At 69.0% G+C, this 19148-nt stretch carries 1 protein-coding gene (only partly in view); it reads left to right on the top strand.

Translation table 11 applies throughout. The features are described 5' to 3' along the window. Positions 1 to 19148 carry the 3' portion of a non-ribosomal peptide synthase/polyketide synthase gene (locus tag IG04_RS42330; protein WP_036014069.1) on the top strand. Its footprint begins 11725 nt before the window's first position, so only the last 19148 of its 30873 coding nucleotides appear in the window; its start codon lies beyond the left edge, outside the window; it ends in the stop codon at positions 19146 to 19148.

Genomic DNA, 19148 nt, shown 5'->3' with positions numbered 1-19148 from the left:
AGACTCTCGCGGCGGTGTGGAGCGGTGTGCTCGGTGTCGAACGTGTTGGCGTGTATGACAACTTCTTCGAGCTGGGTGGCGACTCGATCCTGAGCCTGCAGATCGTGGCGCGTACTCGTGCCGCTGGTCTTGGTGTGGACGTGGCGGACGTGTTCGCACACCAGACGGTCGCCGCACTGGCCGCCGTCGTGCGTGACACGCCGGCGGTGACCCTGGCCGAGCAGGGCGTGGTCACCGGAGCTGTGCCGCTGACGCCGATCCAGCACTGGTTCCTGGCGCAGGACATCCCGAACCGGGACCACTGGAACTGGTCGGGCATGTTCGAGCTGGCGCCGGGCACCGACCCGGAACGGCTGGGGCGGGCACTCGACGTCCTGGTCTCTCACCACGACGCGCTGCGCATCCGTTTCACGCCGGAACGCCAGTACCAGGCGCCGGTCGACGGCAGCGGGTTGCTGCGGGTGGTCGAGGGCGACGAGGCCGTGGTCGCGGAGATGACCGCCGCGCAGACGTCGTTGCGTCTGGCCGATGGCCCGCTGGTGGCCGCCGTGTTCTTCGACCGTGGTGATCAGCCTGCGTGGCTTGGTTTGACCGTGCATCACCTGGTGATGGACGGCGTGTCGTGGAACGTGTTGCTGGAGGACCTCGACGCGGTCTACGCGGGCCGGGAGCTCGGGCCGAAGACGACGTCGTTCCAGCAGTGGGCCGAGGTGCTGCAGGACCTGGACGCTCAGGGCGAGCGGGAGACCTGGCTGGCGCAGACCGCCGACGTCGTGGAACTGCCGCAGGACCAGGAGGGTCCCAACACCGAGACCTCGGCGGGTGTCGTTCGGTCGTGGCTGGACGCCGCCACGACCGCCGCGTTGCTGGGTGACGCCCACCGCGCCTACCGGACCCAGGCCAACGACCTGCTGCTGACCGCGCTCGCCCAGGCTTTGGGCGAGTGGGCTGGTAGTGGCCACGTGACGGTGGACCTGGAGAGCCACGGCCGCGAGGCGGTGGCGGACGGGGTGGACCTGTCGCGCACCGTCGGGTACTTCACGTCGATCTTCCCGGTGCGGCTCACGCACGAGAGCGATCCGGCGGCGGCGATCAAGGCCGTCAAGGAGGAGCTGCGGGCCGTGCCGCGCCGCGGTGTCGGCTACGGCGCGTTGCGCTGGCTGCAGGGTGATCTGGCCGATGTGCCGGAGCGTCCGGTGTTGTTCAACTACCTGGGTGCGTTCGACGCCGTCGACTCGCTGGGGCTGGTCCGCCGGGAGCTGCCCGCCGAGCTGGCCGGTCCGAGCGAGGGACAGGGCGGGACGCGTTCGCACGTCCTGCAGATCGAGGCGGAGCAGGACGCGGACGGACGCCTGCAGGTCGACTGGCACTTCAGCCACAACCTGCACGACATGGCCACCGTGGAACGTGTCGCCGCGCGCTACGTCGAGGCGTTGCGTCAGCTGGTGGCACACTGCCGGTCCGCCAGTGGGTTCACGCCGTCGGACTTCCCGCTGGCGTCGCTGACCCAGCCCGAGGTCGACCGGCTCGCCGAGCGTTATCCGCTGGTGGACGTGCATCGGCTGGCGCCGGTGCAGTCGGGCATGTTGTTCGGTGTCGCGGGTTCTCCCGTCGACGGCCTCTACTGGGGCCAGGGGGTCTACGACCTGACCGGTCCGCTGGACGCCGACCGGCTGGCTGATGCGTGGCGTCAGGTGATCACCCGGCATGCCGCGTTGCGCAGCGGGTTCGTGTGGGAGGGCGTCAGCGAACCGGTGCAGGTCGTGCTGGCCGATGTCGGCGTTCCGCTCGAGCGGCGGGACTGGTCTCGTCTCGACGACGTCGAGCAGCAGGCGCAGTTGCGGGCGCTGCTGGACGAGGATCGCGCGCTGGGCTTCGACCTCGCCGCGCCGCCGTTGACCCGCCTGTACCTGGTGGACCGCGGCGACGGCCGGTTGTGGCTGGTGTGGGGCCTGTACCAGGGCTTGTGCGACGGGTGGAGTCTGCCTGTCGTCATGGACGAGGTGTCCGCCCTCTACCAGGGCCGGACGCTGGAGCCGGTGCGGTCCTACCGGGACTTCATCGGGTGGCTGGGCCGGCGTGACCCGGCCGAGTCCGAAGGGTTCTGGCGCACGCACCTGAGCGGTTTCGAGGCACCGACGGCACTTCCGGTCGATCGGCTGGCCGCGAGCCACTACGACCAGGACCGGCGTCGCCTGCGCCTCGACGAGACCGTCACGGGCAAGCTGGTCGAGCTGGCCCGTCGCGAGCGCGTGACGTTGTCGACGGTCGTCCAGGCGGCGTGGGCACTGCTGCTGTCGACGTACTCGGGTGACGACGACGTGATCTTCGGCCTGACCGTCTCCGGCCGTCCTGCTGACCTGGCGGGCGTCGAGTCGATGGTCGGCCTGTTCATCAACACGCTGCCGGTCCGGGCCGTGGTGCCGGCGGACACGACGTTCGCCGCGTGGCTGCCCGAGCTGCAGGACAACCAGGTTGCCCTGCAACGGTTCGAGTACACGCCGTTGGTGGACGTGCAGCGGTGGTCTGCAGTGCCGCACGGTCGTGCGTTGTTCGACTCCATCGTGGTGTTCGGCAACTACCCGCAGGAGGAACTGCCGGAGGATCTCGGCGGGGTGCAGGCCGCCGACTCGGTGGAGCAGGGCAACTACCCGCTCACCTTCGCCGTCGACCTGGAGCGCACGCTGCGCGTCGAGGCGGAGTTCTCGACTGCCGCGTTCGACGCCATCACGATCGAACGGATCCTCGACCAGCTCGCTGTCGTGCTGACCGCGGTGGCGGAGCAGCCGGAGCTGGCCGTCCGGGACGTGCCGGTGCAGCGTCCCGGCCAGGCTGCGGAGTTGGTGGCGTGGGGCGCGACCCCCGTACCCTCCGCCGAACTCCCGGTGCCGGACCTGATCGCCGGATGGGTTTCGTCCGAGATCGCTGTGGTGTGCGGTGACGAGCGGCTGACGTTCGCCGAGCTGAACGCTCGTGCCGATTCCCTTGCCACGCGTCTGCGCCGGGCCGGTGTGACTGTGGGATCGCCGGTCGCCGTGCTGGTGCCGCGCGGGATCGAGCTGGCCGTTGCGTTCCAGGGCGTGCTGCGCTCGGGTGGCGTGTACGTGCCGATCAACCCGGGGCTTCCCGCTGAGCGTCTTGCGTTCCTGCTGGCCGACGCCGGTGTGGTCGCGGCCGTCACGACGTCGGCACTGGACGGGTTCGCCGGGGAAGTGCTGCTGGTGGACGACGTGTCCGCGGTCGGCGAGCTCGCTCCGGTCGACCCGAACTCCTTGGCGTACATCGCCTACACCTCGGGTTCGACGGGACGTCCCAAGGGTGTGGCGGTGACCCATGCCGCGCTCTCGTCGTACGTGGCCGGCTGGCGTGACGGGCTTGGCGCCCTGGGCGGTCCAGGAACCGTGTTGTCGATGTCGGGTCCTGGGTTCGACGTGTCGATCGGTGACATGACGCGTGCGTTGGCGTTCGGTCAGCGCGTGGTGTTCCTCCCGCACGACGAGCACGTGACTGTGGAGTCGTTGCACCGCACGCTGGTCGACCACGACGTCGAGGTCGCGGAGATCGTGCCGGGCATGCTGTTGCGTGACCTGGCGGCTTACTCCCGGACGGCTGGGCCGGTCGAGAGTCTGCGGTTGGTGATCTCGGGTACCGATCTGTGGACGCATGACGCGTTGACTTCGGCGGTGGCCGAGGTGGCGCCGAATGCGGTGCCGGGCAACGTGTTCGGTGTGACCGAGGCGGCGATCGACTCGATCTTCCACGCCGTGACCGAGGATCACCCGGCGGCGGTGGTGCCGATCGGTACTCCGCTGGCGGGTGCTCAGGCTTTCGTGGTGGACGGGTCGTTGCGGCCGGCGCCGGTAGGGGTGCCGGGTGAGTTGCTGGTCGGTGGTCCGGGTGTGGCCCAGGGTTATGTGGGCCGGCCTGACCTGACGGCCGAGCGGTTCGTTCCCGATGTGTTCACCGGTTCTGGTGAGCGTCTTTACCGCACCGGTGACCGGGCTCGGTGGCGTGCGGACGGGACGATCGAGTTCCTGGGTCGTGTCGACGAGCAGGTGAAGATCCGTGGCTATCGGGTTGAACCTGGCGAGGTCGAGGTCGTCATCGGCGACCACCCCGATGTGCGTGATGTCGTTGTGGTGGCCCGTGAAGGTGGGCCTCACGGTGGTAAGCGCCTTGTCGCGTACGTCGTTGCGGAAGGGGAGTTCAGCGGTTCGGTTCTGCGGGCATGGCTGCGGGAGCGGGTGCCGGACTACCTCGTACCGTCGGTGTTCGTCGCGCTGGATCGTCTTCCGCTGACGCCGAACGGGAAGGTCGACCGTCGCGGTCTGCCGGACCCGGAGCCCGAGATGACGGGTGAGGCCTACGTCGCGCCTCGGACCGCTGCCGAGGAGACTCTCGCGGCGGTGTGGAGTGGCGTGCTCGGTGTCGAGCGCGTTGGCGTGCAGGACAACTTCTTCGAGCTGGGTGGCGACTCGATCCTGAGTCTGCAGATCGTGGCTCGGGTTCGTGCGGCCGGCCTGGGTGTGGACGTGGCGGACGTGTTCGCGCATCAGACCATCGCCGAACTCGCACTTGCCGTGCGTGACGCTCCGGTGGAGTCGTCGGCCGAGCAAGGCGTTGTCACCGGGCCGATTCCGTTCACGCCGATCCAGCACTGGTTCCTGGCGCAGGACATCCCGAACCGGGACCACTGGAACTGGTCCGGCATGTTCGAGCTGGCGCCGGGCACCGACCCGGAACGGCTCAGGCGGGCACTCGATGCTCTTGTCGCTCACCACGACGCCCTGCGCATCCGGTTTAGCCCCGACGGCCAGCACAACGCCGGCGTCGAGGTCGCCGACGTTCTTCGTGTCGTTGCTGCGGATGACGTGGTCGCGGAGATGACGGCGGCGCAGAAGTCGTTGCGTCTGGCCGATGGTCCGCTACTCGCCGCTGTCTACTTCGATCGAGGCGACCAGCCCGCGTGGCTTGGTCTGACCGTGCATCACCTGGTGATGGACGGGGTGTCGTGGAACGTTCTGCTGGAGGACCTCGACACCGCTTATCAGGGCGGTTCGCTCGCGCCGAAGACGACATCGTTCAAGGCGTGGGCCGAGCAACTCCAGACCATCGATGCCGCAGAGGAGCGCGATCACTGGGCCGCCGCGACGGCGGATGTCACGGTCGTCCCGGTGGACGGTCATGGGCCGAACTCCGAGGAGTGCGGTGCGGTCGTGCAGTCGTGGCTGGATGCCGAGACGACGGCGGCGTTGCTCGGTGATGCGCACCGGGCGTACCGCACGCAGGGCAATGATCTGCTGCTGACCGCTCTCGGGCAGGCTTTGGGCGAGTGGGCCGGCAGTGACCACGTGACGATCGACTTGGAGAGCCACGGCCGTGAAGGCGCGGACTTGTCGCGCACGGTCGGCTGGTTCACGTCGATCTTCCCGGTGCGGCTCACGCACGAGAGTGATCCGGCGGCGGCGATCAAGGCCGTCAAGGAGGAGCTGCGGTCGGTTCCGCGTCGGGGCGTCGGCTATGGCGCATTGCGTTGGCTGCACGGAGAACTGGCCGATGTGCCGGAGCGTCCGGTGTTGTTCAACTACCTCGGTGCGCACGACTCCGCCGACTCGGCGGGGCTGATCCGCCGGGAACTGCCCGCCGACCTGGCGGGGCCCAGTGAGGGTGAGGGCGGAACGCGCTCGCACCTGTTGCAGCTCGAAGTGCAGCAGACTGCTGACGGCCGGTTGTCCATCGAGTGGTTCCACTCGGCCGCTGTGCACGACACCGCGACCGTCGAACGGGTTGCCGCCCGGTACGTCGAGGCCTTGCGCGAACTGGTCGCGCACTGCCGGACCGCCGGTGGGTTCACGCCTTCGGACTTCCCGTTGGCGGCGCTGGCCCAGCCGGAGGTCGACCTGCTGGCGGAGCGCTATCCGCTGGCGGACGTGTACCGGTTGGCGCCGGTGCAGTCCGGCATGTTGTTCGGTGTCGTCGGTTCTCCCGTGGAGGGCCTTTACTGGGCGCAGAACGTCTACGACCTGGCCGGCCCGATCGACGCCGAGCGGCTGGCGGCGGCGTGGCGTGAAGTGATCGGCCGGCACGCGCCGCTGCGGAGCGGGTTCGTGTGGGAGGGCGTCAGCGAACCGGTGCAGGTCGTGCCGGTCGATGTCGAGGTGCCGTTGACGGCCCACGACTGGTCGGACCTTGACGAAGCCGCACAACAGGTTCGGCTCCAGGAACTCCTGGACCACGACCGCGCGCTCGGGTTCGATCTTGCTCACCCGCCGCTCATCCGGCTTTACCTCGTAGACCGGGGCAACGGGCAGAACTGGCTGGTGTGGGGCCTGTACCAGGGTTTGTGCGACGGGTGGAGCCTGCCTGTCGTCATGGACGAGGTGTCGGCGGCCTACCAGCAGCAGGCGTTGCCGCCGGTGCGTCCGTACCGCGACTACATCGCGTGGCTCGGTCAGCGCGACACTGCTGCGACCGAAGGGTTCTGGCGCACGTACCTCGATGGTTTCGAGGCACCGACGGCACTTCCGGTCGATCGCCTGGCCGCGAGCCACTACGCCCAGGACCGGCGACGCACGCATCTGAGCGAGAGCGTCACGGCCGGGCTGGTGGAGTTGGCTCGACGCGAGCGAGTGACGTTGTCGACAGTCGTGCAGGCGGCGTGGGCCAAGGTGTTGTCCGCATCGTCCGGTGAGGACGACGTGGTGTTCGGCCTGACCGTGTCGGGTCGTCCGGCCGATCTGGCCGGCGTGGAGTCGATGGTCGGCCTGTTCATCAACACGCTGCCCGTGCGGGCCGCGGTGCCTGTCGACACGTCGTTCGCCGCGTGGTTGCCCGCACTGCGGGACAACCAGGTTGCGCTGCAACGGTTCGAGTACACGCCGTTGGTGGATGTTCAGCGGTGGTCGGCAGTGCCGCACGGCCGGGCGTTGTTCGACAGCATCGTGGTGTTCGGCAACTTCCCCCAGGAGGAACTGCCGGAGGACCTGGGCGGGGTGCAGGCCACCGAGTCGGTGGAGCAGGGCAACTACCCGCTCACCTTCGCGGTCGACCTGGAGGCCACGCTCAAGATCGAGGCCGAGTTCTCGACGGCGGCGTTCGACGCGGTCACGGTTGAACGGATCCTCGACCAGCTGGTGGTCGTGCTGACCGTTGTCGCGGAACAGCCGGAACTCGCGGTCGGCGACGTGCCGTTGCAGCGGCCCGAGCAGGCGGCGGAGTTGGTGGCGTGGGGGAGGACGCTGGAACCGGCGGCCGAACGGCCGGTGCCCGACCTCGTCGACGGCTGGGCACACGCGACCCCGGATGCCATGGCGGTGGTGTGCGGCGAGGAGAGCCTCACGTTCGACCGGCTGGGCGCTCGGGCCGACGCGCTGGCCGCCCGGCTTCAGCGGGCCGGCGTGGCGGTGGGGTCGCCGGTGGCGGTCCTGGTGCCGCGCGGAATCGAGCTGGCGGTGGCGTTCCAGGGCGTGTTGCGCTCTGGTGGCGTGTACGTGCCGATCAATCCTGGGCTTCCGGCTGAACGGCTGGCGTTCCTGCTGGCCGACGCCGGTGTGGTCGCCGCTGTCACGACTTCGGCCTTGGATGGTTTCACCGGCGAAGTGCTGCTGGTGGACGACGTGTTTGCAGAGCCTGGTGAACCGCTTGCTCCGGTCGACCCGAATGCCTTGGCGTACATCGCTTACACGTCGGGCTCGACGGGCCGCCCCAAGGGCGTGGCGGTGACCCATGCCGCGCTCTCGTCGTACGTGGCGGGGTGGCGTGCCGGACTCGCCGATCTGGGCGGTCCGGGTGCGGTGCTGTCGATGTCGGGGCCCGGTTTCGACGTGTCGATCGGTGACATGACGCGTGCGTTGGCATTCGGTCAGCGCGTGGTGTTCTTGCCGCACGACGAGCACGTGACTGTGGAGTCGTTGCACCGCACGCTGGTCGACCACGACGTCGAGGTCGCGGAGATCGTGCCGGGCATGCTCCTGCGAGACCTGGCGGCCTACTCCCGGACCGCGGGGCCGGTGGAAAGTCTCCGCCTGGTGATCTCCGGTACCGACCTGTGGACGCATGACGCGTTGACGACCGCGGTGGCCGAGGTGGCGCCGAACGCGGTGCCGGGCAACGTGTTCGGTGTGACCGAGGCGGCCATTGACTCGATCTTCCACCCGGTGGGTGAGGATCATCCTGCTGCCGTGGTGCCGATCGGCAGGCCTTTGGCGGGTGCTCAGGCGTACGTGGTGGACGGGTCGTTGCGGCCGGTTCCGGTGGGTGTGCCGGGTGAGTTGCTGGTCGGTGGTTCCGGTGTGGCCCAGGGATATGTGGGGCGTCCGGATCTGACGGCGGAGCGGTTCGTGCCCGATGCGGACGGTGGGCGGTTGTACCGCACCGGTGACCGTGCTCGGTGGCGTGCGGACGGGACGATCGAGTTCCTGGGTCGTGTCGACGAGCAGGTCAAGATCCGCGGCTACCGGGTCGAGCCGGGTGAGGTCGAAGTAGTCATCGGCGATCACCCTGATGTGCGTGATGTTGTTGTGGTGGCACGGGATGGCGGGCCGCACGGCGGTAAGCGCCTCGTTGCGTATGTCGTGGCTGAGGGTGAGTTCAGCGGTTCGGTCCTGCGGGCATGGCTGCGGGAGCGGGTGCCGGATTACCTTGTGCCGTCGGTGTTCGTCGCGCTGGATCGCCTTCCGCTGACGCCGAACGGCAAGGTCGATCGACGTGGTCTGCCCGACCCGGAGCCCGAGACCTCTGGCGAGGCTTACGTCGCGCCCAGGACCGCGGCTGAGGAAGCCCTGGCCGCGGTCTGGTCGAAGGTGCTCGGTGCGGAACGCGTTGGCGTGCATGACAACTTCTTCGAGCTGGGTGGCGACTCGATTCTGAGCCTGCAGATCGTGGCTCGGGTTCGTGCGGCCGGCCTGGGTGTGGACGTGGCGGACGTGTTCGCCCATCAGACCATCGCCGAACTCGCTCTCGCCGTGCGCGACACCCCGGCGGAGTCGTTGGCCGAACAGGGTGTTGTCACGGGCCCGATTCCGTTCACGCCGATCCAGCGCTGGTTCCTGGCGCAGGACATCCCTGACCGGGACCACTGGAACTGGTCGGGCATGTTCGAGCTGGCACCGGGCACCGATCCGGGGCGCCTCGCATTGGCGTTGGACGCGGTGCTGGCGCACCACGACGCGTTGCGCATCCGATTCACCCCCGACGGCCAGTACAACGCGCCGGTGGAGACCGGGTTCCTGCGTGTGGTCGAGGGCGACGATGACGTGGTCGCGGAGATGACCGTGGCGCAGAAGTCGTTGCGACTGGCTGATGGCCCGCTGGTGGCGGCTGTGTTCTTCGATCGTGGTTCGCGGCCTGCGTGGCTCGGGTTGACGGTGCACCACCTGGTGATGGACGGGGTGTCGTGGAACATCCTGTTGGAGGACCTGGACATCGCCTACCGGGGTGGTGTGCCGGCGCCGAAGACGACGTCGTTCAAGGCGTGGGCCGAACAGCTCCAGACCATCGACAACGCCGGCGAACGTGAGCACTGGGTTGCGGCGACCGCGGACGTGGTCACGCTTCCGGCTGACGGCGACGGGACGAACACGGATGCGTCCGAGGCGATCGTGCAGTCGTGGCTGGATGCCGAGACGACGGCGACTCTGCTCGGTGATGCGCACAAGGCATATCGGACGCAGGGCAACGACCTGCTGCTGGCGGCTCTTGCCCAGGCTTTGGGTGAGTGGGCCGGCAGCGATCACGTCACGATCGATCTGGAGAGCCACGGTCGTGAGGGTGCGGATCTGTCGCGCACGGTCGGCTGGTTCACGTCGATCTTCCCTGTGCGGCTGAGCCGTCACGACGAACCTGATGCGGCGATCAAGGCGGTCAAGGAGGAGTTGCGCGCTGTTCCGCGCCTTGGTGTGGGCTTTGGCGCGTTGCAACTGGTTGATGTGCCGGAGCGTCCGGTGTTGTTCAACTACCTCGGCGCGTACGACGGCAACGACGACTCGACTGGCTTGATCCGTCGTGAGCTGGACGGCGATCTCGCCGGCCCGAGCGAAGGTGAGGGTGGAACCCGTTCGCATCTGTTGCAGCTCGAAGTGCAGCAGACTGCCGACGGCCGGTTGTCCATCGAGTGGTTCCACTCGACCAACCGGCACGACACCGCCACCGTCGAACGGGTCGCGGCCCGGTACGTCGAGGCGTTGCGTCAGTTGGCCGAGCACTGCCGTTCGACCGCCGGTGGCTTCACGCCGTCGGACTTCCCGTTGGCGTCGCTGACCCAGCCGGAGGTCGACGGGCTCGCGGTGCGTTATCCGCTGGCCGATGTGTACCGGTTGGCGCCGGTGCAGTCGGGCATGTTGTTCGGTGTCGTGGGTTCACCTGTCGACGGGCTTTACTGGGGACAGAGCGTTTACGACCTCGCGGGCCCGATCGACGTGGAACGGTTCGCGGCGGCGTGGCGTGCGGTGATCGCCCGGCACGCGTCCCTGCGGAGTGGCTTCGTGTGGGAGGGCGTGGCGGAGCCGGTTCAGGTGGTGCTCGGCGATGTCGAGGTGCCGCTGACGACCCGTGACTGGTCGGGTCTTGATGAGGCCGCACAACAGGTGCGGCTGGAGGAGTTGCTGGCCGACGACCGTGCGCTCGGCTTCGACCTGGCCCGGCCGCCGTTGATGCGGCTCTACGTCGTGGACAGGGGCGACGGGCAGAACTGGCTCATCTGGGGTCTGTACCAGGGTTTGTGCGACGGGTGGAGTCTGCCCGTCGTGATGGACGAGGTGTCCGCCGCCTATCAGGGCAGCGCCCTCGAACCGACCCGGCCCTACCGGGACTTCATCGCGTGGCTCGACGGGCGCGACCCGGCCGAGCCGGAAGCGTTCTGGCGCGAGTACCTGGGCGGGTTCGAGGCGCCGACTCCGCTGCCCGCCGATCGGCTGGCCGCGAGCCACTACGCCCAGGACCGCCGGCGCACGCACCTGGACGAGGGCGTGACCGCCGAACTGGTGGCGCTGGCACGACGCGAACGCGTCACGCTGTCGACCGTCGTGCAAGCCGCGTGGGCCAAGGTCCTCGCGGACACCTCGGGTGAGGACGACGTGGTGTTCGGCCTGACCGTGTCGGGTCGTCCGGCCGATCTGGCCGGGGTGGAGTCGATCGTCGGCCTGTTCATCAACACGCTGCCGGTCCGGACGGTCGTGCCCGCGGACGTGCCGTTCACGTCGTGGCTGCACGACCTGCGGGACAACCAGGTCGCGGTGCAACGGTTCGAGTTCACGCCGTTGGTGGACGTGCAGCGGTGGTCCGCCGTGCCGCACGGCCGTGCGTTGTTCGACAGCATCGTGGTGTTCGGCAACTACCCGCAGGAGGAGCTGCCGGAGGATCTGGGCGAGGACTGGTTGCAGGCCACCGAGTCGGTGGAGCAGGGCAACTACCCGCTGACCTTCGCGGTCGACCTGGAGGCCACGCTCAAGATCGAGGCCGAGTTCTCGACGGCGGCGTTCGACGCGGTCACGATCGAACGGATCCTCGACCAGCTGGTGGTCGTGCTGACCGCCGTGGCGCAGCGGCCGGGCCTGCGGGTGCAGGACATTCCGTTGCACCGCCCGGCGCAGGCTGCCGAGATCGTCGAGTGGGGGAGCACGACTCCGCCCGCGGCTGAGCTGCCGGTGCCGGATCTGATCGCCGGGTGGTCCTCTGCCGAGGTCGCGGTGATCTGCGGCGACGAACGGCTCACGTTCGCTGAGCTGGGCGCTCGGGCCGATGCCCTGGCAGCCCGCCTCCAGCGGGCCGGCGTGACAGTCGGATCGCCGGTCGCAGTGGCGGTGCCGCGTGGGATCGACCTCGCGGTGGCCTTCCAGGGCGTGCTGCGTGCCGGTGGTGTCTACGTACCGATCAACCCTGGTCTGCCGGCGGACCGCGTCGCGTTCCTGCTGGCCGACGTCGGCGCCGTTGTCGCCGTCACGACCGGGGCACTGGCCGGGTTCACCGGCGAGGTGCTGGTGCTGGACGACGCGTCGCCGGTCTTCGCCGCGGTGCCGGTCCGCATTGACCCCGGCGCGTTGGCCTACGTGGCTTACACCTCTGGCTCGACGGGCCGCCCGAAGGGGGTGGCGGTGACCCATGGCGCGCTCTCGTCGTACGTGGCCGGGTGGCGTGACGGGCTGCGCGCGTTGGGTGGCCCGGGCCCGGTGTTGTCGATGTCGGGTCCTGGGTTCGACGTGTCCATTGGGGACATGACTCGGGCGTTGGCGTTCGGTCAGACCGTGGTCTTCCTGCCGCACGACGAGCACGTTTCGGTCGAGTCGTTGCACCACACCCTGCGCACGTACGATGTCGCGATCGCCGAGATCGTGCCGGGCATGCTCCTGCGCGACCTGGCGGCGCACTGCCGGACGGCTGGTCCCGTCGGCAGTCTGCGGCTGGTGATCTCGGGTACGGACATGTGGACGCATGACGCGTTGACCACGGCCGTGGCCGAGGTGGCGCCGAATGCGGTGCCGGGCAACGTGTTCGGTGTGACCGAGGCGGCCATCGACTCGATCTTCCACCCGGTGGGTGAGGATCACCCCGCGGCGGTCGTGCCGATCGGCACGCCGTTGGCCGGTGCTCAGGCAATCGTGGTGGACGGGGCGTTGCGGCCGGCGGCCGTGGGTGTGCCGGGTGAGCTGCTGATCGGTGGCGCCGGTGTGGCCCAGGGTTATGTGGGGCGACCGGATCTGACCGCCGAGCGGTTCGTTCCCGATGTGTTCGGTGCCGGTGGCCGGTTGTACCGGACCGGTGACCGGGCGCGGTGGCGTGCGGACGGGACGATCGAGTTCCTGGGTCGTGTCGACGAGCAGGTCAAGATCCGTGGCTACCGGGTCGAGCCCGGTGAGGTCGAGGTCGTCATCGGCGACCACCCCGACGTGCGTGATGTCGTTGTGGTGGCTCGTGATGGCGGGCCGCACGGCGGCAAGCGCCTGGTCGCGTACGTGGTCGCGGAGGGCGAGTTCAGCGGTTCGGTTCTGCGTGCCTGGCTGCGGGAGCGGGTGCCGGATTATCTGGTCCCGTCGGTGTTCGTGGCGCTGGATCGCTTGCCGCTGACGCCGAACGGCAAGGTCGACCGGCGCGGGCTGCCTGATCCGGAACCTGAGTCGGCCGGCGAGCAGTACGTCGCGCCCCGGACCGCGGCCGAGGAAACTCTCGCGGCGGTGTGGAGCGGTGTGCTGGGCGTCGAGCGTGTCGGCGTGCACGACAACTTCTTCGAACTGGGCGGCGACTCGATCCTGAGCCTGCAGATCGTGGCGCGTACTCGTGCCGCCGGACTCGGCATCGACGTGGCGGACGTGTTCGCGCACCAGTCGGTGGCGGAGCTGGCGTCAGCAGTGCGGGACGCTCCGGCGGAGTCGTTGGCCGAGCAGGGCGTGGTGACCGGGCCTGTTCCGTTCACGCCGATTCAGCGGTGGTTCCTGGCTCAGGACATTCCTGACCGCGATCACTGGAACTGGTCGGGGATGTTCGAACTGGCACCCGGTACCGATCCTGAACGGCTGGGCCGGGCGCTCGACGTCCTCGTCGCGCACCACGACGCGCTCCGGATCCGCTTCAGCGCGGATGACCAGTTCAACGCTCCGGTCGACGGCGGCGGGTTCCTGCGCGTCGCCGACGGAGCTGTGGTCGCGGAGATGACCGCGGCGCAGAAGTCGTTGCGACTGGCCGATGGTCCGCTTCTCGCCGCTGTCTACTTCGACCGTGGTGATCAGCCCGCGTGGCTTGGTCTGACCGTGCATCACCTGGTGATGGACGGAGTGTCGTGGAACGTCCTGCTGGAGGATCTGGAAACTGCTTATCAGGGCGGTTCGCTCCCGCCGAAGACGATCTCGTTCCAGCAGTGGGCGCTCCAGTTGCAGGAGGACGATCCCAGCGGTGAACGTGACCACTGGGTTGCGGCGACCGCGGACGTGGTCACCCTTCCGACTGACGCTGATGGCCCGAACAACGATGCGTCCGAGGCGATCGTGCAGTCGTGGCTCGATGCCGAGACGACGGCGGCGCTGCTCGGCGAGGCGCACAAGGCGTACCGCACGCAGGGCAACGACCTGCTGCTGACCGCTCTGGCGCAGGCTTTGGGTGAATGGGCCGGCAGCGATCACGTGACGATCGACTTGGAGAGCCACGGCCGTGAAGGCGCGGACCTGTCTCGCACGGTCGGATGGTTCACGTCGATCTTCCCGGTGCGACTCACGAACCAGGACGATCCGTCGTCGGCGATCAAGGCGGTCAAGGAAGAGCTCCGTGCGGTTCCACGTCGTGGTGTGGGCTATGGCGTGTTGCGCTGGCTGCGGGACGAACTGGCCGGTGTGCCGGATCGTCCGGTGCTGTTCAACTACCTCGGCGCGTACGACGGCAACGACGACTCGGCTGGACTGATCCGTCGTGAGCTGGACGGCGACCTCGCCGGCCCGAGCGAAGGTGAGGGCGGAACCCGGTCGCACCTGTTGCAGCTCGAAGTGCAGCAGACCGCCGACGGACGGTTGTCCATCGAGTGGTTCCACTCGGCCGCTGTGCACGACACCGCGACCGTCGAACGGGTCGCGGCCCGGTACGTCGAGGCATTGCGTGAACTGGTCGCGCACTGCCGTTCGGCCGTCGGTGGGTTCACGCCGTCGGACTTCCCGCTGGCCACCCTCACCCAGGACGAGGTTGACGGGCTCGCCGGACGCTGTCCGTCGCTTGTGGACGTTCATCGGCTCGCGCCGGTGCAGTCGGGCATGTTGTTCGGTGTCGTCGGCGCTCCCGACGAAGGGGACGGGCTCTACTGGGGTCAGGGCGTCTACGACCTGGCCGGCCCGATCGACGCCGAACGGCTGGCCGGTGCCTGGCGTCAGGTGATCTCCCGGCATGCCGCGTTGCGCAGCGGGTTCGTGTGGGAGGGCGTCAGCGAGCCGGTGCAGATCGTGCTGGCCGGCGTCGACGTCCCGCTGACCACCCATGACTGGTCGGATCTCGACGAGGCAGCACAACAGGAGCGGCTGCAGGAGTTGCTGGCCGACGACCGTGCGCTCGGCTTCGACCTGGCCCGGCCGCCGTTGACGCGCCTGTACCTCGTCGACCGGGGCAACGGGCAGAACTGGCTCGTCTGGGGTCTGTACCAAGGACTGTGCGACGGGTGGAGCCTGCCCGTCGTCATGGACGAGGTGTCCGTCGCGTACCAGCGGCAGGCGTTGCCGCCGGTGCGGCCGTACCGCGACTACATCGCGTGGCTCGGTCAGCGCGATCCCGCTGCCACCGAAGGGTTCTGGCGCACCTACCTCAACGGTTTCGAGGCGCCCACCGCACTGCCGGTGGACCGCCTGGCCGCGAGCCACTACGCCCAGGACCGGCGGCGCACGCACCTCGAGGAGAACGTCACCACCAGGCTCGTCGAGCTGGCGCGACGTGAGCGCGTGACGTTGTCGACGGTCGTGCAGGCGGCGTGGGCCAAGGTGTTGTCCGCGTCTTCCGGTGAGGACGACGTGGTGTTCGGCCTGACCGTGTCGGGTCGTCCGGCTGACCTGGCCGGGGTCGAGTCGATGGTCGGCCTGTTCATCAACACGCTGCCCGTGCGGGCCGAGATCCCCGGCCGGACGCCGTTCTCCGCCTGGTTGCACGAGTTGCAGGACAACCAGGTCGCGCTGCAACGGTTCGAGTTCACGCCGCTGGTCGACGTGCAGCGGTGGTCCGCGGTGCCGCACGGCCGCGGGTTGTTCGACAGCATGGTGGTGTTCGGCAACTACCCGCAGGAGGAAGCACCCGCCGACAGCGGCGAGGAGTGGGCGGACGCGGTCGAATCCGTGGAGCAGGGCAACTACCCGCTCACCTTCGCGGTCGACCTGGAGGCCACGCTCAAGATCGAGGCCGAGTTCTCCACGGCGGCCTTCGACGCCGCCACCGTCGAACGTGTTCTCGACCAGCTCGTCGTCGTCCTCACCGCCGTCGCCCACGAGCCGGAACTGGCCGTCGCCGACCTGCCGTTGCAGCGTCCGGAACAGGCCGCGCGGCTCGTGGCGCAGGGTGAGACGGCGGTGCCGATCGCCGAACTGCCGGTGCCCGAGCTGATCCACGGCTGGGCGCACACCGAGGCCGTGGCCGCGAAGTGCGGCGACGAGCGCCTGACGTTCGCCGAACTGGACGCCCGTTCCGCCGGACTGGCGGCACGGCTCCAGCGCGCCGGTGTGACGTCGGAGTCCCCGGTGGCGGTGCTGGTGCCGCGCGGGATCGACCTGGCGATCGCCTTCCAGGGCGTGCTGCGCAGCGGTGGTGTGTACGTGCCCGTCAACCCCGGCCTGCCGCAGGAACGTCTCGCGTTCCTGCTCGCGGACGCCGGTGTGGTCGCGGCGGTCACCACCGAAGGCCTCGCGGGCGAGCTCGCCGGGTTCGCCGGCGAGGTGCTCGTGCTGGACGGCACGGTCGCCGCCGGTCCGCCGGTGCGGATCGACTCGGACGCGTTGGCGTACATCGCCTACACGTCGGGGTCGACCGGGCGGCCGAAGGGTGTGGCCGTGACCCATGGCGCACTCTCGTCGTACGTGGCGGGATGGCGTGACGGACTCGCCGAACTGGGCGGTCCTGGCGCGGTGTTGTCGATGTCGGGCCCCGGTTTCGACGTGTCGATCGGCGACATGACCCGCGCGCTGGCGTTCGGGCAGACGGTGGTGTTCCTGCCGCACGACGAACACGTGTCCGTGGAGTCGTTGCACAGCACGCTTTCCGGTGACGGTGTGGCGATCGCCGAGATCGTCCCGGGCATGCTGCTGCGCGACCTGGCGGCGCACTGCCGGACGGCCGGCCCCGTCGACAGCCTGCGGCTGGTGATCTCGGGTACGGACATGTGGACGCACGACGCGCTCACCACCGCCGTGGCCGAGGTGGCGCCGAACGCGGTGGCGGGCAACGTCTTCGGAGTGACCGAGGCGGCGATCGACTCGATCTTCCACCCGGTCGGCGACGATCATCCGCAGGCCGTGGTGCCCATCGGCACTCCGCTGGCCGGTGCCCGCGCCGTCATCGTCGACGACGCGCTGCGACCGGCTCCCGTCGGCGTTCCCGGTGAGCTGCTGGTCGGTGGTCCGGGTGTGGCCCGTGGCTACGTGAACCGGCCCGACCTGACCGCGGAACGGTTCGTGCCGGACCTCTTCGGCACGGCCGGCGGCCGGCTCTACCGCACCGGCGACCGGGCGCGGTGGCGTGCGGACGGCACGATCGAGTTCCTGGGTCGTGTCGACGAGCAGGTCAAGATCCGCGGCTACCGGGTTGAGCCCGGTGAGGTCGAGGTCGTCATCGGCGACCACCCCGACGTGCGTGATGTCGTCGTGGTGGCACGGGATGGCGGCCCGCACGGCGGCAAGCGCCTGGTCGCGTACGTCGTCGCGGAAGGCGAGTTCAGCTCGAAGGAACTGAGGACCTGGCTGCGCGAGCGCGTGCCGGACTACCTCGTCCCGTCGGTGTTCGTGGCGCTGGAGTCGGTGCCGCTCACGCCGAACGGCAAGGTCGACCGCAAGGGCCTGCCCGACCCCGAGCCGGAGACGACGGCCGAGGTCTTCGAGGCACCGCGGACGTCCGTCGAGGACGTGCTGGCCGAGGTGTGGTCGCAGGTACTGGGCCTCGAACGCGTTGGCGTACACGACAACTTCTTCGAGCTCGGCGGCGACTCGATCCTGAGTCTGCAGATCGTGGCACGCACGCGTGCCGCCGGTCTGGGTGTCGACGTGGCGGACGTGTTCGAACACCAGACCATCGCCGAGCTGGCCCCTGTCGTGCGGGACACCCCGACCGCCATGCTGGCAGAGCAGGGTGTCGTCACCGGTCCCGTCCCGCTCACCCCGATCCAGCACTGGTTCGTCGAGCAGGACATCCCGGACCGCGATCACTGGAACTGGTCCGGTGTGTACGAACTGGCCTCCGGCACCGACCCGGAGAAGCTCGCGCGGGCGCTCGACGCCGTCATCGCCCATCACGACGCCCTGCGCATCAGGTTCCGCCAGGACGGGGACACCTGGGTGCAGGACAACGACGGTGAGCTGACGCAGGTCCTGCGCGTCGTCACCGCCCGGGACGACGACGAGGTCGTCGCCCACATGACCGAGGCGCAGACGTCGTTGAGCCTGGCGGACGGTCCGCTCGTGGCAGCGCTCTACTTCGACCGCGGCGCGGAACCGGCCTGGCTGGGACTCACCGCGCACCACTTCGTCATGGACGGCGTGGCGTGGAACGTCCTGCTGGAGGACCTGGACACCGCTTACCAGGGCGGTCTGCTCGGGCCGAAGACGACGTCGTACCAGCAGTGGGCCGAAGTGCTGCGCGACGACAACCCGGAAGCCGAACGCGCCCACTGGGCCGCGCAGACCGAGCGGGTCATGACGGTGCCCGTCGACGACCACGGTGCCAACACCGAGGCGTCGGGCGACACCGTCCGCACCTGGCTCGACGCGAAGTCCACCGAGGTGTTGCTCGGTGAGGCCCACAAGGCCTACCGCACGCAGATCAACGACCTGCTGCTGGCCGCGCTGGTCAGAACGCTGGGCGAGTGGGCGGGCACCGGCGACGTCACGATCGACCTCGAGAGCCACGGCCGTGAGGCGATCGCCGACGGAGTCGACCTGTCCCGCACCGTCGGGTGGTTCACGTCGATCTTCCCGGTGCGCCTGCGTCACCAGCGTTTCGGTGACGACGGTGAGCTGATCAAGACGGTCAAGGAGCAGCTGCGCACCGTGCCGCGCCGTGGCGTCGGCTACGGAATCCTCCGCTATCTGGAACGCGACGACAATGTTGTCGAAGCGCCTGCGCGGCCTGTTCTGTTCAACTACCTTGGAGCGTTTGACGCAGCAGGCGACGACGCGGTCGGCCTGATTCGCGAAGAACTCTTCGCTGACCTGTGCGGACCGACGGAGAACGAACAAGGGAACCGTTCGCACCTTCTGCACATCGAAGCCGAGCAGACGCCGGACGGACGCCTGCTGGTCGAGTGGTATTTCAGTACCAATGTGCACCGGGAGGCGACCGTGCAGCGGCTCGCGACCCGCTACGTGACCGTGCTGAGGGAGCTGGTCGAGCACTGCCAGTCGGGCGCCGGCGGCGTGACGCCATCCGACTTCCCGCTGGCCAACATCGATCAAGCAAGTCTCGCCGCCGTGCTCAAGCAGATGGGAGGGTGA

Source organism: Lentzea albidocapillata, from assembly GCF_000719115.1.
Classification (GTDB): Bacteria; Actinomycetota; Actinomycetes; order Mycobacteriales; family Pseudonocardiaceae; genus Lentzea; species Lentzea albidocapillata.
Note: the sequence above shows the minus strand (reverse complement) of the source record. Positions and strands in the feature narration are given on the sequence as shown.